Here is a 20,896-nt window from a genome sequence, read left to right as displayed (position 1 = left end):
GCGGTATTGCCGAGGGGTAGCAACGCGACGGGGGCTGGTTCGCCGGTATCAGGGGACGTCGGCCCGGCCGCGCGCCGGGCCGCGTCGGTGTGCGGCGACGGGAGGGAGCCGATGGTGACCCGCGACGACACGCGACTGCCGACGCCGCCCCGCCGCTCGGATCCCCGCCACATGCCACCGGAACGTGCCGTGGCGGCGTTCGACTCGGCGTCGGCGTTCCTGCGGGCGACGGCGCGCGGGCTGCGCGGCGAGGACTTCGCCCGGCTCGGCCAGGGCGTGGGAGCCGGGCTGGGAGCCCGGGCGACGATGCTGCTGCCGGAACGGCTGCGCCGCGCCGTGTACACCGCGGCCGGCGCCCGCGAAGGCGTACCGCCGGAACGGCTCGGGGACATCGACGGCGAGGACGTCGCCCGGTGGATCGTCGGCCACTACCGTTCGGGCGGGCCGTACCCGGTGGTGTTCCTGGGTTCCTCGAACGGTGCGCTCACGCACCTGTGCACCGCGCTGGGGGCGCCGTGGCTGCCGCAGACGCTGCTGGTACCGGTGCGGTGGGCGGGAAACGACCCCGACCGGCCGGACGCCGCCATGACCTTCGGGCGGCGGGTGGCGCCGCCGCTGCTGGCGCGCAACCCGGACCTGGCGCTGCATCACATGCACGACGGCAACCAGGACCGGCTGATGGTCGCCACGATGGCGTACTTCCGGATGAAGCGGCGCCGGCTCGGCCACGCGTACCGGGAGTTCCTGCGCGGGCAACTCGCGCCCGGCGCGCCGATCGTCCTGGTGGACGACACGTCGCGGTGGCCGGTGACCACCGTCGCCGACCGGCACGTGTTCCAGACCGGCGCCCGCGGTGGGCTGACGCCGGCCGAGTACCGACGTGGATCGCTGGAACTGGACGACTTCCGGGCGGCCGAGGGCGCCGAACCCGGGCCGCTGCCGGCACCCGAGCCGGACACGACGGCACCGGAGGCCGAGTGGGGCTACGACGACGGGCTGACCCCCGAGGTACTCGACCTCGCGGCCGAGACCGGGCACCCCGTGTACCGGATGCGGCTCGACGAGCCGGAGGCGCTCAGCCCGGTGGTCGCCGAACTGTTCCGCCGCCGGCACGACGGGAACCGGCTGCTGGTCGAGTCGTTCATCATGCTCGATCCGGTGCAGGCCAACCGGATCGGCGCCGCCCCGTTCTGGACCGTGTTCGGGGTCGAGGACTCGGCCGCGGCGCTCGCCCGCTACCTGGACGCCACCGAGCCGTACGACGACATCGACGTCACGCTGTTCTCCCACGGCGTACGGTCCGCGGGGTTGGCGGACGCCGACACCTGGCGCGACCTGGCGGCCCGGGCGCGGCGCAGGGGACGGTTGCTCGCCGTACGACCGGGCCGGTATCCGGTGGACTTCGCCAGCCTGGCCCGGCTCACGCCGGCGCTGCGCCGGATCCCGTCCGCGTACGGGCCGGCGCGCCCGATCGTGCTCGCCGACCTGGCCGACGAGATCGCGCGCTGGCCCGGTATCACCTGGACCCGCGAGAGCACCGACTGAATCCGACGGCACCACCCCGTCGCCGTCAGGGCGGTCGACGATTCACCGTGCCGCCGTGGTTTTCGCCCTGCGGTACGGAGTGACCGGGTTCGCACCGGCCCGGCGACCGTCGACGTTTGCCGAACCAGGCCGTCGGGTACCTGGACGACAGAGCGATCCGATGCGCCGTGGCGTGTCCGCCGGGCGCGGGTCAACCCGGGGGGTGTACTGGATGCGTGACGACCATGTCCGTTTCTACGAGCGGATGCTACGGCGCCTCGCGAGTCTCCCGGCTGACAGTCCCCGGCGGGAATGGTTGCGGGGCAAGGTGATCGAAGGGTTCGTCCCGTTGGCGGACCGGCTCGCGCGGCGGTACGCGTCGCGGGGCGAGTCGTTGGAGGATCTGCAGCAGGTGGCGCGCGTCGGGCTGGTCAAGGCGGTCGACGGCTTCGACCCCGAGCTCGGCGGCTTCCTCGGCTACGCGGTGCCTACCATCCTGGGTGAGCTGAAGCGCTACTTCCGGGACCAGTGCTGGGATGTACGCGTCCCGCGGGATCTGCAGGACCTGCGCCGCCGGGTGCACCAGACGGCAGACGAGCTGGTGCAGCAGAAGGGACACGACCCGAGCAGTGCCGAGGTCGCGGCGGAACTCGACGTGGACCGGGCGTCCGTGACGGCCGCGGTCGGCGCCGACCGTGCGTACTCGGCGTCGTCGTTGAACGCGCCGGCGCGGCAGGACGGGCAGGGCTGCGAGGTCGGGGATCTGTTGGGCGACAACGATGAGCAGGTCGAGTGGACCGCCGACCGCGTGTCGCTGCGGCCGGCGCTGGACCAGCTGCCGGAACGGGAGCGTCGCGTCCTGGCGATGCGGTTCTTCGACGACCTCACGCAGACGCAGATCGCCGAGCGGATCGGGCTGTCCCAGATGCACGTGTCGCGGCTGATCAGCCGTACGCTGGACGGGTTGCGGGCGTGGATCGACGGCGAGTGCGACCACGTCGAGGTCTGCCACGAGCGTCCACATTCGACAGTCGCCTGAGCGTCGCTCGGCTCTGCTGGCGATGTCTGCGGCTGTTCTCGGCGGGCGGCGCCGCGTTCGCCTCGTGGACCCGGGTAACGGGCGCCCGGGGCGAGCGCGTTCTCCGGAACGGCCGGCAGCGCACGGTCGGTGTCGTGTCGCCCGAACAGGACCGACCGACACCGGGGCCGGCCCCATCCGTTGGTACGTCATCGCACCGCTCAGAGGTCGTCGCCCCATCCGGTGACGGCGAGCGTCAGAGTGCCGGCGGCCGGTGACACCCGTTGCACGGTCACGAGGTCCACGTCCACGGCGTCGCCGCCGTCGTACAGGCTCAGGACACAGAACTGCTGACCAGGCGACAGGTCGGACAACGGGATCTCGGCAAGCTGCGCGCGGGCCGCCTTCGCCAGCTTGACGCAGCCACGCTGGTCGCGGACACCGGACGCCCGGTACCCGTAACGGGGGCCGTCCGCCGCGAAGGAGACGTTCCCTCCGCCGCCCGGGCAGCTGCGGAAGAGCATGGGGGAGTCGCCCGGCTGTGGCATGTCCGTGCTGACGTACGGCTTCGCGTAGGACGTTCCGAAGTACACGTACTGCTTGGTGCAGCTCTCCGATGTGGCGCTGCCCAGGTTGATCGGTGCGTCCCGGTACATCAGCGGAGCGTCGGGCCCGCCCGACGCCGTGGCCGTGGGGGTCGGGGACGTGGTGGCGGGCCGGGTGGGCGGGGACTGCCGGCTGGCTCCGGTGTCGTGGCTGGAGCAGGCCGTGGCCAGCGTGACGGTGGACGCGGTCAGGACGGTGGCGATCAGGGCACGTTTCACGGCGCTGAGGGTGACAGCCGGCGGTGCGGCGCGACAAGAGTCCGTGATCATGGTGTTACGACGACAATCGTCACTCTCGGCCGAACCGCGGTCGGTGTGTCCGGTCCGGGCGGGTACTGCCGCGTCGTGATCGGCAGGGGCAGTCGCGGAGCGCGGGGTTCCCACTGCGCGTGGCGGAAGTGGGGCTACAGCTGGCATCCAGCACGCCCCACCGGCCTCGGCCGACCTCGACATTGAGCCCCGGTACGCGTCGTTCGACTTGACTATCACGCTTGACTTATATCAAGCTTGGCTTATTCTACGGTGGTGCACGCGTTCGACATCCTTGGTGATCCGGTCCGAAGACGCATCCTCGTCCTGCTCACCGCCGGCGAGATGCCGGCCGGCGACGTCGTCCAGAACGTCGGTGCACACTTCGGCATCACTCAACCGGCCGTCTCCCAACACCTGAAAGTGTTACGGGAAGCAGGATTCGTGCGGGTGCGGGCCGACGGCACGCGCCGGCTGTACTCACTGGAAACCGCACCGTTGCGCGAGGTCGACGAGTGGCTGGATCCGTTCCGACGGTTCTGGGCGCCGCGCCTGGACGCGCTCGCCACCGAGATCGCTCGCGGCAAGAAGACACGACGCGAAGCCAAGACCACGGCACCGAACGACGACGAGGAGCACCCGTGACCGAGGAATCCGACCGCATCATCGCCGCGCAGGCCGACGGCGTCCGCCGTGACCTCGACGTGGAGCGAGACGGGGCACGTCAGCGCACGGTACAGACGCTCAGTCAGGTCTATCCGACGACGGTCGACGACCTCTGGCACGCCTGTACCCGGGCCGACCGGCTCGCGCGCTGGTTCGCGCCGGTGAGCGGCGACCTCCGTCTCGGTGGTCACTACCAGGTCGAGGGCAACGCCTCCGGCACGGTGGTTGCCTGCGACGCACCGAAGTCCTTCACCGTGACCTGGGAGTTCGGCGGGGACAGCAGTCAGCTGACCGTGCGCGTCGCCGCGGACGGCGACCGGGCACGGCTCACCATCGAGCACGACCACACCGGCGACGCCGACTCGGACTTCTGGGCGCAGTTCGGGCCGGGCGCGACCGGGGTGGGCTGGGACCTTGCGCTGCTGGGCCTGTCGCTGCACCTGGTCGCCGGACAGGACCGTCCGGCCGATGCCGAGTCGTTCGCCCAGGGAGAGCCGGCGCAGCGCTTCATTCGTGCCGCGAGCGCACGGTGGGCCGAGGCGTCCGTGCGTGCCGGTACGCCGGAGGCGGACGCCACCGCAGCCGCGAACCGCACCACCGCCTTCTACCTCGGCCAGTCGGCTGCGGGCTGAGATGACCGGTACGGGAACGGCGGAGGTGCTGGCCGAACTGGCCGCGCTGGAGGACCCGAAGATCCGCGCGGTCAACGAGAAGCGCGGCGACGAGCACGGGGTGAATCTGGGGCGGCTGCGCGCCGTCGCGAAGCGTGTCAGGACGCAGCAGGACCTCGCGCGCGAGCTATGGGCGACGGGAGACGCGGCCGCGATGCTGCTGGCGACCCTGGTGTGCCGCCCGAGAGCCTTCGAACGCGACGAGTTGGACGCCATGCTGCGGCAGGCTCGGACACCCAAGGTGCACGACTGGCTCGTGACGTACGTGGTCGCGAAGAACCCGTACGCCGAGGAGTTGCGGCAGCGTTGGCTCACCGATCCGGACCCGGTCATCGCCAGCGCGGGCTGGGCGCTGACCACCGAACGGGTACGAAAGAAGCCGGCCGGACTCGACATGGCTGCGCTGCTCGACATCATCGACGCGCAGCTGAAGGACGCGCCGGATCGCCTGCAGTGGGCGATGAACGAGTGCCTGGGCCAGATCGGGATCGTGCATCGTGCGTACCGCGCGCGTGCGGTCGACATCGGTGAGCGCCTGGGGGTGCTCAAGGACCATCCGACCCCGCCCGGCTGTACGTCTCCGTTCGTGCCCGTGTGGATCGCCGAAGTGGTACGTCGTCAGGATCTGTGAGGACGACGGCCACGGGGGTCAGGGCTGCTCCGACACCGACGCGACGCCGCCCGCCAGCGTGCCGTTGTGGTACGCGGCGACCGGTCGCGGGAGGTCCTCGCCGTCGGTGAGCCCCAGTCCGGTACCGCCCAGCAGCGTCACGTGCCCGTTCGTGGCCACGGTGCGGCGCCACCGGTCGCTCACCTGTACCGGGGCGTCGACGAGGTGGCCCTCGGTCGGCCAGCGGATGGCCAGGGCGGTGTCGGTGATCGTCACCGTCCAGCCCGGCAGTTCCGGCAGGTCCGGGTGGAACAGGTCGAGGACGAGGTCCATGCCGGCCGCGAGCAAGGCCGAGACGAACATGCTGATCGATTCGCCCGCGAGACACGTGATCCGCACCCGGGACGCGTCCTCCACGAGGATCACCGCTTCGGCGCGGCCGTCCTCGTCGGGCCAGATTCCCGTTCGTACCAACAGGTCGAGGCCGATCACGTGAACCTCCCTCCTCGGCACGGCGGTGACGTCACCCGACGAACGTGGCGCCACGAGTACCAAGAGACACGTCGTGTCGTCTGCTCGGGGGACGTGACTCCGCAACCGAACCGGTGGCAGCGCTCTCGCATACCCTCGGAGGAGCCCGTCACTCCTTCGGGCGGTCAATTCCCTGCTGCCTGAGGGGGACGGGTCCACGTTCGGCCGGGAGGTCGCGTACCGGACGGTCGTCTCGCCGACCGCGGCGCCCAGCCAGAAGACCAGCAACGCCGGCCGCAGCCCCGGCACCGGTTCCGGCCAGGCGACGAGACCCGCGCCGCCCGCCACCAACCCGATCGGCAGGGTGAACCGCGGGCTGCCGAACGGCACGGTGAACCGACCGGACAGCGCCGAATCGGCCGGAAACGCCGACGGCGCGGGCGATGTGCGCGGGTACGCCCGCCACGGCCGGTGTTTCCGGCGTAGCGCCAGTCTCGCGCACGCCGGGAACACCGATCTGTCCACTATGGACATAGGTGGGCGGTTTCCGTTGCGCTGCACCGGTCTTCCGGTGCGCGTCGTACCGGACCCTTCGGTGCCCGGCGGATCACGTACGGGGCGGGTCGACCAGGGTACCGAGCGGGCCGAGGTCCAGGTTGAGGTCCTCGGGGGACAGGCCGAAGTGGTCGCGCAGCTCGGTCATCCGCCGGTCGAGGGTCATCAGGGTCAGGCCGATCTTCTCGACCTGCTCGTCGGTGAGGTCGCCCTCGTCGACCCGGCGCAGCGCCTGGCGTTCCATGAGCTGGCGCAGGAGTTCCACCACGGTGAGGACGAGCGCGGCGAGGTCGTGGTCGGCGGTCTCCGGGTCGAGCGCGAGCCGCTGGTCACCGGTCATCGGCGAACTCCGCCCGGACCGAGGTGAGCAGCGCGTTGAGGGAGACGCGGACCAGGTCGACGTCGGCGATGCTCAGCGTCACGTCACCGGTGAGGACGACGCCGCGGGCGAGTACCCGGTCGAGCAGGTCGACCAGCGACACCCGGTCGGCGCGTACGACGGCGCCGGTCATGTCTCGTCCAGCCCGGCGAAGGAGTACGGCGGCCACGGGCCGGTGAGGTCGACCCGGTCGGTGGCGGCGAGCCCGGCGACGGCGTCGGTGAACGCGGCCCGCCGGTCGTCCGCCACCAGGTACGAGGCGGTCAGCACCGGTGCGGCGGACTCCGCCGGCCACGCCTGCCGGTCGTCGTGCCGCCGGTACGCGGTGGCCAGCGGGCGCAGCGTCCGGTCGACCCGGTCGGCGAGGTCCACGGCCGAGTGCCGGACCCGTTCCCGCGCGGTACGTTCGGCGCGGCGCTGCGCCAGGTAGCGCGCGCCGGGGCTGCCCTCGGTGGCGACCTCGGCCGGCGGTGGCGCCGGCGGCGCGTACGCCTTCACGCCCCACTCGGTGCATCCGGTGACGCGGCCCAGCGCGGTGGTCAGGTCGTCGGCGCGTTCGGCGAGCAGCGCGGCGACCCCCGCGTCGTCGCGGTACACGCTCGCCAGCCGCAACGGTACGACGGGGCCCCGTTCGGCGACGCGGGTGACGACGGCGTGGTGCGCGCGGGCGACAGGTTCCAGCCACGCCAGGTCGGACAGGTTGCGGTGCAACGGTTCCCGGCCGAACTCGTCCAGCGGTACGGAGCTGACCGCGGCGGTCAGCGTGCCGTGCCGCACCGCCCGGACCGGCTCGTCGCGTACGCCGGGCACGTCGAGCGGCGCGTCCCGGTCGGTCACCGCGTACACCCAGACGGCGCTCATCGGTCGTCGCTCCCGTCGTCGCCGGCGTGCGCGTCGTCGGGCTGGCGGGCGGTCAGTTCGCCGATCCGCCGGCGCAGCCGTTCGTTCTCCGCGGCCAGCTGTTTGTGGTCGGACGCTTCCAGCCGCTCGGTGTCCTCGGTGCCGCGCAGCCACGGATCCCTGACCCACCAGTCGATCCCGACCTCCCGCGCGGTCTCCAGGGACGCGACCACCAGCCGCAGCTTGATGGTGAGCAGCTCGATGTCGAGCAGGTTGACGCGGATGTCACCGGCGATCACGAGTCCCTTGTCCAGCACCCGTTCCAGGATGTCGCCCAGGTTCGCGGGCTCCCGCTGGCTGCCCGCGCCGTACAGGTCGCCGCCGGTGGCCTGCAGTGACGTCGTCATGTCCGCTCCTGTCCGCCGGTACTGCCGCGCGTGTAGCGGCGCACCCGCTGGTACGAGCGGAGATCACCGCGGTCGTCGAGTTCCAGCTCGTAGATGGCGAGGATGTCCGCGGACGACGGGACGTGCCGGTCCTCGACCGCCTCCACGCCGACGACCCAGCCGTCCTCGTCGCCGCGACGTACGGAGACGACACCGACGACGTCGCGTGCGATCAGCTCGCCGACATGCTTGACGGCGGCCCTGCTCGCGCCGGTCGCCGACACCCGTCCGGTACGCCGACGCGGACGTTCCTCGGCCCGGTCGTCCTCGCGCCGCTGCCGGTCGTGGCGGTCGGTGTCGCGCGGTCGATCGCGCGTCTCGTGGCGATCGGTGTCGCGCTGCCTGGTGGCCATCGGTCAGTCCTCCTCGGCCGGCACGACCGCGCGGTCGAGTACGGCCTGTTCCTGCTGGCGGGCGTCCTCCGGCGACAGCTCGCCGGCACGCTCGCGCTCCTCGATCTCCTCGACCTGCCGGCGCATCGCGGCCGGGTCGCGGGTCTGCGTGTCGACCTGCGCCTGGACCACCTCGCCGAGCCACACCACGGCGCGGACCGGCGCGATCGGCAGGGTGAGCAGTCCCGTGACGAGTCCCATGACGTCACCGGACCGTCGTCACGAAGTCGTACGGGGCGAGCGGCCCGCGCACCCGGATCTCGGCCCGGCCGTGCCAGTCCCGCGCCACCTGCGCGAGGCTGCCGGTCAGCTTCTCCTCCGCGTCCACCTCGGCCAGTACGGCGATGCGCGCCGCGTCCAGCTCGTGCGCCGGCTCGCGGACCACCGCCTGCACCACGTGCGGGCGTACCACATCGGCAAGGGCGCGGGTGTCGTGCTCGCGCTTGGCGGACACGGCGGCGTTGATGCCCTCGCCGAGGCGGATCCGGTCCTGGTGCGTGAGTTCCTCGGGGCGCCCGGCGATCGAGTCGCGCAGTTCGGCCAGCTCCGGGTGCTCGTCCAGGACCTCGCCGAGCACCGCCTCCTGCACGTACCGGGCCGTCACCATGTACTCGGCGCGGCCGCGCAGCTCGTCCAGGGCCCGTACGAAGTCGTCGCGGTTCGGTTCGAGCAGCTCGCCCACCACGGCGTCCGGGTCGGTCAGCGCGGCCCCGAACGTGAGGGGCAGCACCGGCCCGTCCGCCGCGACGGCGTCGAGCAGCCGCTGGTGCGCGAGCAGATCCTCCTTGCGCCCCAACGGTGTCCGCGCGTCGATCGGGCTGACCAGCGCGGCGACGTCGCCGGACTTCAGGGTCTGCACCTTCGCCGGCGGATCGCCGATGCCCGCGTGGTCCCGCGGTGGTGCGGTGTCGGCGGAAACGATGCCGTAGACGTACACGGCGTCGGTCATGTCAGTCCTCCTTCCGGCTGCGGCGTTCGCGGTGCCGCTCGCGGTCGTCGCCGCCCAGCGCGTCGCGGGCCTTCTCGCCCGCGGCGTCGAGCGCACCCTTCACGGCGCCCTTGCTCTTGTGCTGGGCGCCGCCCTCGTTCAGGTCACCGACCAGTTCCGGCAGGCTCTCCTTGTCCTGCTCGATGTTCAGCCGGCCGACGGCCTCGGCGAACCGCAGGTACGTGTCGACGCTGGCGACCACCACCCGCGCGTCGATGGTCAGCAGCTCGATGCCCACCAACGACACGCGCACGTACGCGTCGATGACGAGACCCTTGTCGAGGATCGTGTCCAGCACGTCGGCGAGTGAGGACGAGGATGGTCGGTCGACCATGCCTCCGCCGCCACCCTGGGGCTGTACGGCCGTGGTCATCGGTACTCCCTCCGGTCTCGGATCCGGGTCGACTACCCGGCGCCCCCGCGCCGAAACCATCGCCGTACCGTGTCTGACCTGCGGTGCTGATGCCGTTGTGGTACCGCCTGATGGGGCGGTACCGATGGGTCGGGCTTGCGTCGTGTGTCGTACCGCGGCGGCTTCGACCGATCCCGGCGACAGGATCCTCCGGGCGGATCTCCGCGTACCGGTCGGGTTGCGCGGGGCGCCGTCCGTGACGCTGTTTACCGCGTACCGGTCCGGGTAGTGCCCAACCTTCGATCGACAGAAGTCGACATCCGGCAGTGGCGTGTGTGCCTGTCGTACGCGGGGGCGAACGGCCTCGGCACACCGCCACGACATCCCGCCGCGCGTTCCGCCGTCCACTGTGGACTCGGACCGGACGGGTACAGAGGGGGACCGAGGCATGAACAACGCGACGAAGGTGGCGATCGCGGTCGCCGGCGGCTACCTGCTGGGCCGGCGCAAGAAGATGAAGCTCGCCCTGCTGCTCGGCTCGTGGCTGGTGGGCAAGCGGCTGGACCTCGACCCGCGCCGGCTGGGCAAGGAGGCGCTGTCGATGGTCTCCGGCGCGCCCGGAGTGTCGGAACTGACCGGGGACGTACGCGAGAAGCTCGTCGGTGCCGGCAAGGATGCCGCCGTCGCGATGGTCAACAGCCAGCTCGACCGGGTGTCGCAACGCCTCAGCGACCGTACCGACGCACTCACCGGGGCGGCCGGCCGGTCGGACGACGACGAGGACGAGCCGGACCGGGCCCGCGCCGAGGAACCCGAGGACGAGGACCTGGACGAGGAGCGGTCCCGCGACGAGGAGCGGGACTCCGACGAGGAGCCCGACCGCGACGAGGAGCCCGACCGCGAGGACGAGAAGCCGCGCCGGGCGCGGAGCCGCCAGAGCAGCCCACGCAAGGACGACGCGGACGGCTCGCGGCGCGGCCGGTCGGCCGACGACCGGAAGCCCGCCCGGCGGAGTACGCGGTCGGGGTCGGGCTCGGGGCGCAGCGCGTCCGGCGGCAGCTCGGGCCGGGAACGGCGTACCAGCGGGTCGGCCGGAAAGTCGTCGGGTAGCACGTCCGGCAGCCGCCGCGCGACCACCGGCCGCCGTACGGCACGGGCCCGGCGCGGCTCCAGCGACGACGAGTGACGAGTGACGGGCGAGAAGAAGGGACGAGACGATGGCCGCAGCAGACACCCGCAGCGGTGGCACGCTGCAGACGATGATCGGGAGCGCCCGCGACGCCGCCGCCCGCAACCCCGCGACGCAGCGACTCGTCGAGGAGCTGGAGCGGTACCTGACGGCGCAGGGCGAGCGCGCCATGCGCGCGCTGGGGGAGAAGGTCAGCAGCACCACGCAGCGACTGACCGACGTGGCGACGGGCGATGCCGAACCGTCCAGCCTGCTCGGCCGTACGGTGGGGGAGCTGGCGTCCGGCTCGGGCCCGGGCAAGTCCGTACTCAAGGCCGGCGCCAAGAAGGTCGGCGACGCGGTGAAGGGCGCACTGCCCGGCAGCGGCGGCAAACGCGGCGGCAGCAAGGCCATGACGATCATCGAGGACGTGGACGTGGGCGTCCCGATCGACGTCGCGTACAACGAGTGGACGAAGCTGGAGGATTTCCCGAGCTGGTCGAAGGGCGCGCAGTCGGTCAACCAGAAGGACGAGGTGACCACCGACTGGAAGGCGAAGGTGGCCTGGTCGGCGCGCAACTGGACCGCGACGATCGACGAGCAGGTACCGGACCAGCACATCTCCTGGTCGTCCGAGGGCCCCAAGGGTGTCGTCAACGGTGTCGTGTCGTTCCACCGGCTCGACGACCGGCTCACCCGCGTCCTGCTCGTCCTGGAGTACTTCCCGGGTGGCTTCTTCGAGAAGACCGCGAACCTGTGGCGGGCGCAGGGCCGGCGGGCTCGGCTGGACCTGAAGCTGTTCCGCCGGCACGTGATGACCAACCCGGACGCCGGCGAGGGCGGCTGGCGCGGCGAGGTGCACGACGGCGAGGTCGTCGACGCGAGCGACCAGGACGACGACCGGGACGACGACGACCGCGACGAGCGCGACGACTACGACGACTACGCCGACGAGGACGACGAGGACGAGGACGACCGGGACGACGACGAACGTGACGAGGACCGGGACGACGAGCCGTCGGACTACTACGACGACGAGGAGGACGAGGAGGACGCGCGCCGCGCCTGAGCGGCGCGACCGTTGCGCGGCCGGGGACTGGCGGGAATCGGGCGTCGTCCTCGGCCCCGTGCATCACTCCGCCGGCCCGCGGGTAGCCGGTCGGCATGGGTGTGATGTTGGCGCTGGCGTCGGCGGTCTGCTACGGCCTGGCGGACGTCGCCGGCGGCCTGCTGTCGCGGCGGTGGTCGTTCGGGCGGGTGGCGCTGGTCGGCCAGCTCGGCGGCCTCGCCGTGATGCTGGCGGTGGCGCCGTTCGTGCCGGCCCCGGCTGTGTCGTCGACGGCGCTCGGCTGGGGCGCACTGTCCGGCGTCGGTACGGGCGTCGGCATGGTCCTGCTGTACCGCGGGATGGCGCACGGCGCGATGAGCGTGGTGGTACCGGTCAGCGCCGTCGGTGGCACGGCCCTGCCGGTACTGGCCGGGGTGCTGCTGCTCGGTGAACAGCCGTCGCGGTTGGCCTGGGTGGGTGTGGCCGCCGCGGTACCGGCGCTGTGGCTGGTGTCGCGCACCGGTGGCCGCGCCGGGCCGAACGCCGTCGCCGGCGCGATGGACGGCCTGGGCGCCAGCGTCGGCATCGCCGTGCAGTACTTCCCGCTCGCGTTGGCGGCCGCCGGCGCGGGGTGGTGGCCGCTGGTCGCCGGCCGGGTGACCGCCACGCTGACCGTACTGCCCGTGGCGCTGCGCTCGGCGTCGGCCGGATCGCCGCCACAGCACCGTTTCCGGGTACTCGCCGGCGCGGCCGGCAGCGGCGTGCTGGCCGCGGCGGCGCTGACCTGCTACCAGCTGGCGACCCGGCAGCAGCTCGTGGTCGTCGCCGTCGTGCTGTCCTCGCTGTACCCGGTGATCCCGGTGCTGCTGGGCGTCACGGTGCTGCGGGAACGGCTCACCCGCTGGCAACGGGCCGGCCTGCTCGCCGCAGCCGCCGCCGTCGTCCTGCTCACCGTGTCCTGACACGGGCGACATGCCGCCGCACGGACGCGCTGGTCCGTGCGGCGGCCGGGCGGCTCACTCGTGCTTGGGCAGCTCCGCGAACGAGTACGGGGGCCACGGGCCGGACAGTTCGACGCGGTCCGTCCGGGCGACCGCCCCCACCCGGTCGGCGAACTCGCCCCGGCGGGCGTCGTCCACCAGGTACGAGGCGTTGAGTACGGGCGGGTCGGGGGCGTCTGCCTCCCACGGGTCGCCGTCCTCGTGCCGGCAGCGCGCCACGGCGAGCGGCGCCAGCCACGCGTCGACGCGTTCTGCCACCGCGGCCCCGACGCGCCGGAACTCGGCCACGGCCGTACGGCGGGCGCGTTCCCGTGCCAGGTCGGCGACTCCGGACGGCTGCTCCGTCGTCTCCTCCGGTACGACGGACGGCGCGTACGCCTTGACGCCCCACTCGGCGCGGCCGGTCAGCCGGTCCAGGATCGCGTGCAGTTCGGCGGGATGGTTCCGGAGGAGCGCGGTGACGCCCGCGTCGTCGGCGTACACGGTGGCCAGGTGCTGGGGCACGACCGGCCCGTCGCGCGCGGCCGCGGTCACCACCCGGTGGTGCGCCCGCGCCACCTGTTCCAGCCAGAGCGCGTCGATCAGGTTGCGCCGCAACGGTTCCGGCCCGTACTCGGTGTCGGGTACGGTGCCGACCACGGCGGTCAGATCGCCGCACCGTACGGTGCGCAAAGGTTCGCCGTGCACGCCCCGCTCCGTCGGCGGGGTACGTGCCTCGGTGACGGCGTACACCCAGACCGCGGTCATGATGCGACCTCCTCGCGTTCCACCTCCGCGTACAGTCGTGTCCGTCCGTCTCAACCGCGCACCTTCGGCAGTACGTCGTCGGCGTAGCAGGCGAAGAACGCCTCCTGGTCCGGGCCGATCTGGTTGACGTACACGTCGTCGTACCCCAGGTCGAGGTACTCGCGCAGGCGGCCGACGTGCCGGTCGACGTCGGGGCCGCACGGCACGGAGTCGGCCACCATCTCCTCGGTCACCAGGGCCGACGCCTGCTCGAAGTGGCGCGGCTGCGGCAGGGTCTGGGCCAGCTCGCCGGGCACCTGTTCGGACGCCCACAGTCGGTGGGCGAGTCTGCGGGCCGCGGCCTCGTCCGGGCCGTGGCACACCTTGTAGCCGATCTGCGTCGGCTTGCCGGCACCGCCGGACGACCGGTACTCCTCGACGATGGACCGGTCCGGCAGCATCGTGATCAGGCCGTCGCCGCGTTGGCCGGCGAACCGCGCCGCGTGCCGGCCGAACGCGGACACGTACACCGGGGGTGGTTGCTCGGGCAGCGTGTAGAGCCGCGCGTTGACCACGGTGTAGTGCCGGCCGCGGTGGTTGACCAGGCGGCCGGTCCACAGTTCGCGTATCAGCTCGATCGCCTCGTCCAGCCACTCCAGCCGCTCGCCCAGCGACGGCCACGGCCCACCGAGTACGTGCTCGTTGAGAGCCTCGCCGCTGCCCACGCCGAGGGTGAACCGGCCGTCGGTCAACGCCGCCGTGGTCGCCGCGGCGTGCGCCACCACCGCCGGATGCAGCCGTACCGTCGGGCATGTCACGGCCGTACCGATCGGCAGCGAGCACACCGACGCGATCGCCCCGATCACGGTCCACACGAACGGCGATTCGCCCTGCGCGTCGACCCACGGGTGGAAGTGGTCCGAGATCCACAGCTTCTCGAAACCGGCCTGCTGGGCCATCCGTGCCTGTTCCACCAGCTCGGCAGGGCGGTGCTCCTCGCACGACAGGAAGTATCCGACAGCCATGCCTCCCCCTTGCCTCTCGGCTGTCGCCTACCCGCGCTGGGCCCGGCTATGCCTTGCCGGCCGGTCGGCACAGCGCCGAATGCCCGGAACACGCCGGGCCGCCCCGCCCGCCCACGATGTCCGCGACCCGCTCGGGTACGACGATCGGCCCGGACCCGTGGGCTGCCGATCCCTGCGCACGGTGTGCCGCGGTGTCGGGGATGCGGTGCCGGGGAATGCGGTGCCGGGAGCGCAGCGCCGGGAACGCATGCAGTGCTGGGGAGTGCGGGCGCGCCGTGCCGGGCGGGATGTGTCGTCAGGTGGCGAGGTGCCCGACCGCCACGTCGCGCGGCGGCAGCGAACCGCCCACCAGGGCGCGCGCCACGTCCACCGGGCGCAGGCGTACCCGGCGGGCGTAGTCGAACAGGACTGTGGCGGCTTGTGCGGCGTCGAGGTCGGTGGCTCCGGCGAGCAGGCCCACGGCGTGGTCGATCTCCACCCGGTCGTTGAGAGTGGCCAGGGTACGTTCCGCCAGCTGCTCCCGGCGGTGCCTCAGGGACGGCTGGGTGAGCGCCAGCGCGGCCAGGTCGGCCAGTACGCGGGCGAACCGGATCTGTTCGTCGCCCAGCACCGTCGAGGTACGGCAGAACAGGTTGAGGCCGCCGATCGTCTCGTCCTCGACGTGCACCGGCACCGAGTACACGGAGGCGTAGCCGACGCGGAGGGTCGCCGTGGTGAACAGTGGCCACCGGCGTTCCGCGCCGCGCAGGTCCGCGACGCGCACGAGATCGCCGGTCGAGATCGTGTCGACGCAGGGGCCCTCGTCGGTGTGGGACTGGAGCATCTCGGCCAGCCGGGCGGACTCGTTCGACGCCGCCGCGACCCGTAGATCGCCGCCCGCGTCGCGCAGGAGTATCCCGGCGTCGGCCTGGAGCACCTCGGCGGAGCCCTCGGCGATCAGATCGAGGACGGCGCCCGCGTCGTACTCGTCCACGAGGTGTGCGGTGACCGCCGCGAAGACCGCGACCATGGTGTTTCGCTGGTCATCCACCGCATCAGCATAAGCGTCGCCCGGGGGCTGTGGACCGTCGCTCATCCGCTCTCCTCCAGGTCCGTGCGCCGTGCGACCACGTCGGCGGCCACCGCGCGGAGTGTCCGCTCCTGCGCGAAGGCGTACGCGCGGAGCCGGGCGAACGCGTCCGTCAGCGAGATCCCGAGCCGGCCGGCGATGATGCCCGTGGCGATGTTGACCTCCTTGTAGGAGTTCGCCGCGGCGATCCAGTCCTCACCGCGTCCCTCGGCGCGGGAGACGTGGTCGAGCACCGCCGACAACGCCAGCTCGGCCAGTACGACGGCGTCGGCCACGGCGTCGCCGGTCGGCACACCGCTGTGCCTGCCGTACAGGTCCAGCACGCCCAACCGGATGCCGCCCATGCGGAGCGGGAACGTGGCGACCGATCGCACGCCGGCGGCCTGCGCGGCGTCGACGAACGCCGGCCAGCGCGTCGCTTCGCCACCCAGATCGTCGACGAGGACGGGCCGGCCCGACTCGTGCGCGGCCAGGCCCGGACCTTCGCCGACCGTGTACTGCATCTCTTCGAGGCTGACGGCCCAGTCGTCGCTCGCGCCGAGCACCGTCTCGGCGCCCGACGGGGTCCGCAGCGACACGGCCGCCGCGTCCGTCCCGGACAGTACCGAGACGCAGGCGTCGCACACCGCGGTGGCGCGGCCGGTGCCGCCGCGCGCGTCCAGGAGCGCGGCGACCACGCGGCGCAGCCGAACCCGCCGCTCGCCGCTCATGTCACACCTCGCCCCGTGCCCAGCATGCCTGGTTCCTTGTTATCAGCTCGCGGTACCGGTGAACGTCTCGGGGCGATATCCGTTGTTCGTGGCCGTCCGCCCGGTCCCGCGCCGCGTGTACCGCGCCGGCAGCTGCCCCGGTCGACGTGGCCGCGGCTGGTGGCTACCCGGACGGGTGACGACGAAACCGGCTGTCCGGACACCGTACGGCGGCGGGGTGCGACGCCGATCGATGCGGAGCGTCCATGATCGGCGGGCCTGGTACGCGGGGCGGCGTCACGGTTCGTGGTTGTTGTTTGAGCCGCCGGTAGGCCGGGGTAGGGCGCGAATGGGAGGCATTCGAGGCGCGCGATGGTGCGCCGTCGCGCTGGCTCGTTTCTGTGAGGGGGCAGCAATGCGTGAGGAGGATGTCCGACGCTACGAACGGATCCTCGTTCGTGGCGCCAGGTTGCCGGAGGGCTCGGCGCGGCGCGCCAGGCTGCGTACGCGGGCGATCGAAGGATTTCTGCCGTTGGCCGACGGAATGGCCCGGCGGTACTCGGGGCGCGGCGAGAGCCTGGAGGATCTGGTCCAGGTGGCGCGGGTCGGGCTGGTCAAGGCGGTCGACGGGTTCCATCCGGACCGCGGCAGCTTCCTCGCGTACGCCACGCCGACGATCCGCGGCGAGCTCAAGAAGTACTTCCGGGACCAGTGCTGGGATGTGCGGGTGCCCCGCCCCGTCCAGGACCTGCGCGCCCGGGTGCGCGCGGCCGTGGACGAGTTGGCGCAGCAGCGCGACCACCTGCCCACCGTCACCGAACTCGCCGACCGCCTCGATGTGGACGAGAAGGAGGTCGAGGAGGCCGTGCTCGCCCACCAGGCGTACTCGGCGGAGTCGTTGAACGCGACCACCCGTACCGAGGACCAGCAGGGCGAGGTCGGTGACCTGCTCGGCGACGCCGACCAGCACGTGGAACTGGTACCGGAGTGGGTGTCGCTGCGCCCGGCGCTGGACCAGCTGCCGGAACGGGAACGGCAGATGCTGCGGCTGCGGTTCTTCGACAACCTGACGCAGCACGAGATCGCCGACCGCGTCGGGATCTCCCAGATGCACGTGTCCCGGCTGATCAGCCGTACCCTGTCGGGGCTGCGGGACTGGATGAACGGCGACTGCGACCACGTCGAGGTCTGCCACCACCGCGGCTCGACAACCCGTTCGGCCTGAGCCGCGATCCCTTTCGTGTCAAGCGTTTCCCGCGGTACGGTCCGGCGGAAGCCGGCGTGCGTCGACTGCCGGGGCGCGGCGCGGGCGCAGCAGCGCGGAGACGATCAGGGCCAGCAGGGCGGGGGCGCCGATGACGTCCAGTACGGCCCGGTAGTTGCCGATCGCATCGATCGGGGACGCCGACGGTCCCCAGTACACCGGGTCGGGCGGGTCGGGCGTCCCGGTGGTGACGGTGTACCAGGTGACCTCGGCGAGCAGGACCACCGCGGGCAGCGTCGAGACGACGAGCGCCCCGTACGCGATCCGGGTGCGGGCGCGCTCGCCCGGGGTCCGCGCCGTCGTACGCCGGCTGAACCAGCCGAACACCAGCCAGCCGAACGCGCCCGCCAGCACCCCCGCCACTCCCTGCCCGTACGGGACGACGGCGGGCATCTCCCGTCCGAACATCACATGTGCGCCCAGCAGCGGGCCGTTCGCCCTCGGCGTCCAGTACTTCTCCCCGTCGAGGGTCTCGTACCTGACGCGGTCCATGGACACGGTGAGTACGGTGCCGTCGCGGCGGGCGCTGAAGGTGGCGGTGGGTCCTTCGCCGAAGCCGTCGTCGCTGACGTCGAGGGTGCCGAGCGTCCAGCCGTCGGCGCGCAGCCGGGCCCGCGCCGCACGCGCGGCGTCGGCCAGCCCGGTGTTGTCCCGCCGGTACGTCTCGATGTCGATCCCGCCGGGCGTGTAGTCGAGATCGAAGTCGTCGATGGCCGGTGGCACCAGTACGTGGACCGCTTCGTTCGGCAGCGACCGGTGCATGCCGGACCAGCCGAACACGTAGTCGTCGCGGCTCTGCGTCCCGCCGCCCACCGGCGGTCCCGGCGCGATGCGGGCCACGGTCTGCCGCACCGCGGCGGGCGTCGGCAGCGGACGCGCGGCCGCCTGCCACGCCAGCCGGTATCCCACGACGGAGCCGAACAGCCCCACGATCACCGCGGTCACGAGCGAGAACGCGACGACCCAGCGGCTGTCCGGTCGGCCCAGCCGGGCCCGCAACCCGCTGGCGACCAGGTTCACCGCCTCCCGCGCCGTGGGCCGGTCGCGGCCGGGCGGCGCAGCATCGAGCATCGTGCCGACGATCTCGTCACCCCGCGCCTTCCGGTACGCCCGGGGGTAGCAGAACAGCAGCCGTCGGTACCGCCGGGCCAGCAGTACGGGTGCCGTCCGGTCCGGCATGCGCGCGTCTCCTTCCGTACGGTGTCTGCGGTGCGGATCGGGTGGTGTCAGGCCGTTCCGGGGTTGGCGCGCAGCCGGGTACGGGCGATGCGGGCGGCGCGCTGGAGTTCGGCGGCGCGTTCGGCGAGTGCGGTGCGGCCGGTGTCGGTGAGCCGGTAGTAGCGGCGCAGGCGGCCGTCGACGCGTTCCTCGTGGTCGGGTTCGACGAGTCCCTCGGCGGTGAGCCGGTCGAGTGCGGTGTAGAGCGTGCCGGCCAGCAGGGTGATCCGGCCGGCCGACAGCTCGGACACGTCCTTGATGACGCCGTAGCCGTGCCGGGGCCCGTCCGCGAGCGCGGTCAGGATCAGGAACGTCGGCTCCCGCATCGCTGCCATGGCCCGGACTATATATCAATGATCTACCTATCGGCCAGCCGCGGCGGAAGTCGTCGTCGGCGCGGTGCCGTTGTGGCCCCGCCGTCCGGGCGTCGCATCCGACCCGGAGATTTCGTGTCAGCCGCCCGTGTGCACCGCGGGGAACGGTTCGTCCCGCCTCGCAGCCCCGCCGAGACCATCGCGTGCCGCGATGTCACCGCCGTTTCGTGTACGGTGGTGACCTTCGTGTGGCGATCAGGGAGGCGCGCGGGATGGTGTCGGTACTGCAGAACGTGGCGATCGACTGTGCGGACGCGTACGAGCTGGCCCGGTTCTGGAGCGGAGTGACGGGGCGCCCGCTGCACCCGGACGACCGGCCGGGCGACCCCGAGATCCAGGTGATGCTGGCGGAGGGGCCGATGCTGCACTTCAACCAGGTGCCCGAGCCGAAGACGAGCAAGAACCGGCTCCACCTGTGCCTGCGCCCGGACACCTCGCGGGACGAGGAGGCGGCGCGGTTGCAGGACCTCGGCGCCAGCTTCGTCGCCGACCATCGCAACCCGGACGGCACGGGCTGGGTGATCCTCGCCGATCCCGAGGGCAACGAGTTCTGCGTGCTGCGCAGCGAGGCGGAACGGCGCCGCTGAGCCGATTCCGGCCGGGACGCCGCGGACACCGCCCCCTGGCCGACCACCTCGGCCCGCTGCTGGCCGGCAGCGGCACGCCCGGCCCGGACTGGGCGACCGCGCTGGCCACCGTCGAGTCGCTGACCGGCGTACGGCTCGACGCCGACTGGTTCCGCCGGCCGCAGCGGCGCGCGACAATTCCCACCTGACCTCGGCGTACGGTCGGGTCGGGAGACGGTGACTGGGGGGCTGATGTACCCGGAACTGATGCACACGGCGATCGACGCGACGGACTGCCGGGCCCTCGCCGAGTTCTACCGGCGGTTCCTCGGCCTGCGGTACCGGCCGGGCGACGAGCCGCCCGCGGACGGTGCCGACGACGCCGACTGGCTGGTACTCGTCGACGACGCCGGCCGGCGGGTGCACGCGGTCAACCGGGTCGACCGGCTGGACCGTTCGACCTGGCCGTCCGACGACGTACCGAAGCAGATGCACCACGACTACCGGGTCGACACCGTCGACGAGCTGGAACGCCAGCGCCGGCGGGCCGAGGACCTCGGCGCGACGCTGCTCGCGGACCGTACCGACGATCCGGACGAGCCGCTGTACGTGCTCGCCGACCCGGAAGGTCACCCGTTCTGCCTCCTCGTCGGCTGACGGGCGCGGCGCACCCGGGGCACCGCGCCCGCCCTGCCGTACCTTCGCCGGTATGACGACGGAGAACCGGGCGCCGCGGGTGCCGCCGTGCGAGAGCTGCCGCGGGCAGCAGGTCGCCAACCTGGGCCTGACCGGACAGCACACCAACGGACTGCATCCCAACAGCCGGTCGCTCGGGTTCCGGCCGATGTCGACGCTGTCGGCCACCGTCTGCCTCAACTGCGGCCGTACGACGTTCTACGCGGACGACCTCGCGAAGATCCGGGAGGCCGCGCAGCGCCACCCCGACTGGTTCACCTGGTGACGGGTCGGCCACAGGTCAGCG

28 protein-coding genes are annotated in these 20,896 nt (G+C 72.4%); 12 read left to right on the top strand and 16 right to left on the bottom strand.

Translation table 11 applies throughout. The annotated features are described in order from the left end of the window. Nucleotides 1–114: 114 nt before the first annotated feature. Both Aru02nite_RS27260 and Aru02nite_RS27255 read left to right on the top strand, forming a co-directional pair. Nucleotides 115–1,545, top strand: coding sequence for a hypothetical protein (locus Aru02nite_RS27260; RefSeq protein ID WP_203662428.1), 1,431 nt, complete (start codon nt 115–117; stop codon nt 1,543–1,545). Between the two features lie 307 nt (nt 1,546–1,852). Continuing rightward, nucleotides 1,853–2,563 carry a SigB/SigF/SigG family RNA polymerase sigma factor gene (locus tag Aru02nite_RS27255; protein WP_203662427.1) on the top strand — a complete coding sequence of 237 codons (711 nt, stop codon included), beginning with the start codon at nt 1,853–1,855 and terminating at the stop codon, nt 2,561–2,563. Nucleotides 2,564–2,763: 200 nt separating this feature from the next. Here Aru02nite_RS27255 and Aru02nite_RS27250 read toward each other — a convergent pair whose 3' ends face one another. Further along, on the bottom strand, nt 2,764–3,366 hold the full coding sequence (locus tag Aru02nite_RS27250) for a hypothetical protein (RefSeq protein WP_203662426.1): 603 nt from the start codon (nt 3,364–3,366) through the stop codon (nt 2,764–2,766). Between the two features lie 306 nt (nt 3,367–3,672). Here Aru02nite_RS27250 and Aru02nite_RS27245 point away from each other — a divergent pair, with 306 nt between their 5' ends. The 3 genes from Aru02nite_RS27245 to Aru02nite_RS27235 are packed head-to-tail and all read left to right on the top strand — an operon-like array spanning nt 3,673 to nt 5,364. Continuing rightward, complete coding sequence (locus Aru02nite_RS27245; protein ID WP_203662425.1) at nt 3,673–4,041, top strand: ArsR/SmtB family transcription factor; 369 nt, start codon at nt 3,673–3,675, stop codon at nt 4,039–4,041. After that, complete coding sequence (locus Aru02nite_RS27240; protein ID WP_203662424.1) at nt 4,038–4,694, top strand: SRPBCC domain-containing protein; 657 nt, start codon at nt 4,038–4,040, stop codon at nt 4,692–4,694. The genes Aru02nite_RS27245 and Aru02nite_RS27240 overlap by 4 nt, the downstream gene beginning before the upstream one ends. Before the next feature lie 25 nt (nt 4,695–4,719). Beyond that, nucleotides 4,720–5,364 carry a DNA alkylation repair protein gene (locus Aru02nite_RS27235; RefSeq protein ID WP_239076986.1) on the top strand — a complete coding sequence of 215 codons (645 nt, stop codon included), beginning with the start codon at nt 4,720–4,722 and terminating at the stop codon, nt 5,362–5,364. Nucleotides 5,365–5,382: 18 nt separating this feature from the next. On the opposite strand, the gene Aru02nite_RS27230 is transcribed toward Aru02nite_RS27235, so the two are convergent. The 9 genes from Aru02nite_RS27230 to gvpJ all read right to left on the bottom strand — a co-directional run bounded on the left by Aru02nite_RS27230 (nt 5,383) and on the right by gvpJ (nt 9,787). Further along, complete coding sequence (locus Aru02nite_RS27230; protein WP_203662422.1) at nt 5,383–5,835, bottom strand: hypothetical protein; 453 nt, start codon at nt 5,833–5,835, stop codon at nt 5,383–5,385. A gap of 586 nt (nt 5,836–6,421) precedes the next feature. Continuing rightward, a complete protein-coding gene (locus Aru02nite_RS27225; protein ID WP_203662421.1) occupies nt 6,422–6,709 on the bottom strand; it encodes a gas vesicle protein K in 288 nt (95 codons plus the stop codon). Next, nucleotides 6,699–6,881, bottom strand: coding sequence for a gas vesicle protein (locus tag Aru02nite_RS27220; RefSeq protein ID WP_203662420.1), 183 nt, complete (start codon nt 6,879–6,881; stop codon nt 6,699–6,701). The genes Aru02nite_RS27225 and Aru02nite_RS27220 overlap by 11 nt, the downstream gene beginning before the upstream one ends. Then, nucleotides 6,878–7,609 (bottom strand): GvpL/GvpF family gas vesicle protein, encoded by a 732-nt coding sequence (locus Aru02nite_RS27215; RefSeq protein ID WP_203662419.1) that lies wholly within the window; start codon nt 7,607–7,609, stop codon nt 6,878–6,880. The genes Aru02nite_RS27220 and Aru02nite_RS27215 overlap by 4 nt, the downstream gene beginning before the upstream one ends. Continuing rightward, nucleotides 7,606–7,995, bottom strand: a complete 390-nt coding sequence (locus Aru02nite_RS27210; RefSeq protein WP_203662418.1) for a gas vesicle protein — start codon at nt 7,993–7,995, stop codon at nt 7,606–7,608. Before Aru02nite_RS27210 ends, Aru02nite_RS27215 begins: the two co-directional genes overlap by 4 nt. Then, nucleotides 7,992–8,387 (bottom strand): gas vesicle protein GvpO, encoded by a 396-nt coding sequence (gene gvpO / locus Aru02nite_RS27205; RefSeq protein WP_203662417.1) that lies wholly within the window; start codon nt 8,385–8,387, stop codon nt 7,992–7,994. The genes Aru02nite_RS27210 and gvpO overlap by 4 nt, the downstream gene beginning before the upstream one ends. Before the next feature lie 3 nt (nt 8,388–8,390). Continuing rightward, entirely contained in the window at nt 8,391–8,627 is a 237-nt protein-coding gene (locus Aru02nite_RS27200; RefSeq protein ID WP_203662416.1) for a gas vesicle protein GvpG, read from the bottom strand. A 4-nt stretch (nt 8,628–8,631) separates the two neighbouring features. Then, on the bottom strand, nt 8,632–9,375 hold the full coding sequence (locus Aru02nite_RS27195; protein ID WP_203662415.1) for a GvpL/GvpF family gas vesicle protein: 744 nt from the start codon (nt 9,373–9,375) through the stop codon (nt 8,632–8,634). Between the two features lies 1 nt (nt 9,376). Beyond that, on the bottom strand, nt 9,377–9,787 hold the full coding sequence (gvpJ, locus tag Aru02nite_RS27190; protein ID WP_203662414.1) for a gas vesicle protein GvpJ: 411 nt from the start codon (nt 9,785–9,787) through the stop codon (nt 9,377–9,379). Between the two features lie 427 nt (nt 9,788–10,214). Here gvpJ and Aru02nite_RS27185 point away from each other — a divergent pair, with 427 nt between their 5' ends. The 3 genes from Aru02nite_RS27185 (at nt 10,215) to Aru02nite_RS27175 (ending at nt 12,944) form a co-directional block, all read left to right on the top strand. Next, on the top strand, nt 10,215–10,952 hold the full coding sequence (locus Aru02nite_RS27185) for a hypothetical protein (RefSeq protein ID WP_203662413.1): 738 nt from the start codon (nt 10,215–10,217) through the stop codon (nt 10,950–10,952). Between the two features lie 31 nt (nt 10,953–10,983). Further along, nucleotides 10,984–12,003, top strand: a complete 1,020-nt coding sequence (locus tag Aru02nite_RS27180) for an SRPBCC family protein (protein WP_203662412.1) — start codon at nt 10,984–10,986, stop codon at nt 12,001–12,003. A 95-nt stretch (nt 12,004–12,098) separates the two neighbouring features. Beyond that, entirely contained in the window at nt 12,099–12,944 is an 846-nt protein-coding gene (locus Aru02nite_RS27175) for an EamA family transporter (protein ID WP_203662411.1), read from the top strand. A 54-nt stretch (nt 12,945–12,998) separates the two neighbouring features. On the opposite strand, the gene Aru02nite_RS27170 is transcribed toward Aru02nite_RS27175, so the two are convergent. From Aru02nite_RS27170 to Aru02nite_RS27155, 4 genes are all read right to left on the bottom strand, one after another. Further along, a complete protein-coding gene (locus Aru02nite_RS27170) occupies nt 12,999–13,730 on the bottom strand; it encodes a GvpL/GvpF family gas vesicle protein (protein ID WP_203662410.1) in 732 nt (243 codons plus the stop codon). Between the two features lie 50 nt (nt 13,731–13,780). Beyond that, nucleotides 13,781–14,734, bottom strand: coding sequence for a TIGR03557 family F420-dependent LLM class oxidoreductase (locus tag Aru02nite_RS27165; RefSeq protein ID WP_203662409.1), 954 nt, complete (start codon nt 14,732–14,734; stop codon nt 13,781–13,783). A 295-nt stretch (nt 14,735–15,029) separates the two neighbouring features. Next, on the bottom strand, nt 15,030–15,764 hold the full coding sequence (locus Aru02nite_RS27160) for a GAF and ANTAR domain-containing protein (protein ID WP_203662408.1): 735 nt from the start codon (nt 15,762–15,764) through the stop codon (nt 15,030–15,032). 41 nt (nt 15,765–15,805) lie between these two features. After that, nucleotides 15,806–16,513 carry a GAF and ANTAR domain-containing protein gene (locus tag Aru02nite_RS27155; protein ID WP_203662407.1) on the bottom strand — a complete coding sequence of 236 codons (708 nt, stop codon included), beginning with the start codon at nt 16,511–16,513 and terminating at the stop codon, nt 15,806–15,808. 394 nt (nt 16,514–16,907) lie between these two features. Here Aru02nite_RS27155 and Aru02nite_RS27150 point away from each other — a divergent pair, with 394 nt between their 5' ends. Next, complete coding sequence (locus tag Aru02nite_RS27150; protein ID WP_203662406.1) at nt 16,908–17,717, top strand: SigB/SigF/SigG family RNA polymerase sigma factor; 810 nt, start codon at nt 16,908–16,910, stop codon at nt 17,715–17,717. A gap of 18 nt (nt 17,718–17,735) precedes the next feature. Here Aru02nite_RS27150 and Aru02nite_RS27145 read toward each other — a convergent pair whose 3' ends face one another. Both Aru02nite_RS27145 and Aru02nite_RS27140 read right to left on the bottom strand, forming a co-directional pair. After that, nucleotides 17,736–18,935: a hypothetical protein gene (locus tag Aru02nite_RS27145; protein ID WP_203662405.1), complete on the bottom strand. Its 1,200-nt coding sequence runs from the start codon at nt 18,933–18,935 to the stop codon at nt 17,736–17,738. A 47-nt stretch (nt 18,936–18,982) separates the two neighbouring features. After that, a complete protein-coding gene (locus Aru02nite_RS27140; RefSeq protein ID WP_203662607.1) occupies nt 18,983–19,300 on the bottom strand; it encodes a PadR family transcriptional regulator in 318 nt (105 codons plus the stop codon). Between the two features lie 260 nt (nt 19,301–19,560). Here Aru02nite_RS27140 and Aru02nite_RS27135 point away from each other — a divergent pair, with 260 nt between their 5' ends. From Aru02nite_RS27135 to Aru02nite_RS27125, 3 genes are all read left to right on the top strand, one after another. After that, entirely contained in the window at nt 19,561–19,935 is a 375-nt protein-coding gene (locus Aru02nite_RS27135) for a VOC family protein (RefSeq protein WP_203662605.1), read from the top strand. A 216-nt stretch (nt 19,936–20,151) separates the two neighbouring features. Next, entirely contained in the window at nt 20,152–20,571 is a 420-nt protein-coding gene (locus Aru02nite_RS27130; protein WP_239076985.1) for a VOC family protein, read from the top strand. A gap of 52 nt (nt 20,572–20,623) precedes the next feature. Then, entirely contained in the window at nt 20,624–20,875 is a 252-nt protein-coding gene (locus tag Aru02nite_RS27125) for a hypothetical protein (protein ID WP_203662404.1), read from the top strand. The last annotated feature ends 21 nt before the right edge of the window (nt 20,876–20,896 follow it).

The sequence above is a fragment of the Actinocatenispora rupis genome (assembly GCF_016861975.1).
GTDB lineage: Bacteria > Actinomycetota > Actinomycetes > Mycobacteriales > Micromonosporaceae > Actinocatenispora > Actinocatenispora rupis.
The sequence above is the reverse complement of the archived record's forward strand: the minus strand, read 5'-3'. Positions and strand labels throughout refer to the sequence as shown.

Excerpts from the sequence above, each read along its gene's own strand:
- Aru02nite_RS27185 (WP_203662413.1), top strand. The coding sequence starts at position 10,215 with ATGAACAACGCGACGAAGGTGGCGATCGCGGTCGCCGGCGGCTACCTG.
- Aru02nite_RS27220 (WP_203662420.1), bottom strand. The coding sequence starts at position 6,881 with ATGACCGGCGCCGTCGTACGCGCCGACCGGGTGTCGCTGGTCGACCTG.
- Aru02nite_RS27150 (WP_203662406.1), top strand. The coding sequence starts at position 16,908 with ATGCGTGAGGAGGATGTCCGACGCTACGAACGGATCCTCGTTCGTGGC.
- Aru02nite_RS27200 (WP_203662416.1), bottom strand. The coding sequence starts at position 8,627 with ATGGGACTCGTCACGGGACTGCTCACCCTGCCGATCGCGCCGGTCCGC.
- Aru02nite_RS27155 (WP_203662407.1), bottom strand. The coding sequence starts at position 16,513 with ATGAGCGGCGAGCGGCGGGTTCGGCTGCGCCGCGTGGTCGCCGCGCTC.
- Aru02nite_RS27195 (WP_203662415.1), bottom strand. The coding sequence starts at position 9,375 with ATGACCGACGCCGTGTACGTCTACGGCATCGTTTCCGCCGACACCGCA.
- gvpO (WP_203662417.1), bottom strand. The coding sequence starts at position 8,387 with ATGGCCACCAGGCAGCGCGACACCGATCGCCACGAGACGCGCGATCGA.
- Aru02nite_RS27125 (WP_203662404.1), top strand. The coding sequence starts at position 20,624 with ATGACGACGGAGAACCGGGCGCCGCGGGTGCCGCCGTGCGAGAGCTGC.
- Aru02nite_RS27170 (WP_203662410.1), bottom strand. The coding sequence starts at position 13,730 with ATGACCGCGGTCTGGGTGTACGCCGTCACCGAGGCACGTACCCCGCCG.
- Aru02nite_RS27175 (WP_203662411.1), top strand. The coding sequence starts at position 12,099 with ATGGGTGTGATGTTGGCGCTGGCGTCGGCGGTCTGCTACGGCCTGGCG.
- Aru02nite_RS27225 (WP_203662421.1), bottom strand. The coding sequence starts at position 6,709 with ATGACCGGTGACCAGCGGCTCGCGCTCGACCCGGAGACCGCCGACCAC.
- Aru02nite_RS27180 (WP_203662412.1), top strand. The coding sequence starts at position 10,984 with ATGGCCGCAGCAGACACCCGCAGCGGTGGCACGCTGCAGACGATGATC.
- Aru02nite_RS27215 (WP_203662419.1), bottom strand. The coding sequence starts at position 7,609 with ATGAGCGCCGTCTGGGTGTACGCGGTGACCGACCGGGACGCGCCGCTC.
- Aru02nite_RS27140 (WP_203662607.1), bottom strand. The coding sequence starts at position 19,300 with ATGCGGGAGCCGACGTTCCTGATCCTGACCGCGCTCGCGGACGGGCCC.
- Aru02nite_RS27165 (WP_203662409.1), bottom strand. The coding sequence starts at position 14,734 with ATGGCTGTCGGATACTTCCTGTCGTGCGAGGAGCACCGCCCTGCCGAG.
- Aru02nite_RS27145 (WP_203662405.1), bottom strand. The coding sequence starts at position 18,935 with ATGCCGGACCGGACGGCACCCGTACTGCTGGCCCGGCGGTACCGACGG.
- gvpJ (WP_203662414.1), bottom strand. The coding sequence starts at position 9,787 with ATGACCACGGCCGTACAGCCCCAGGGTGGCGGCGGAGGCATGGTCGAC.
- Aru02nite_RS27135 (WP_203662605.1), top strand. The coding sequence starts at position 19,561 with ATGGTGTCGGTACTGCAGAACGTGGCGATCGACTGTGCGGACGCGTAC.
- Aru02nite_RS27210 (WP_203662418.1), bottom strand. The coding sequence starts at position 7,995 with ATGACGACGTCACTGCAGGCCACCGGCGGCGACCTGTACGGCGCGGGC.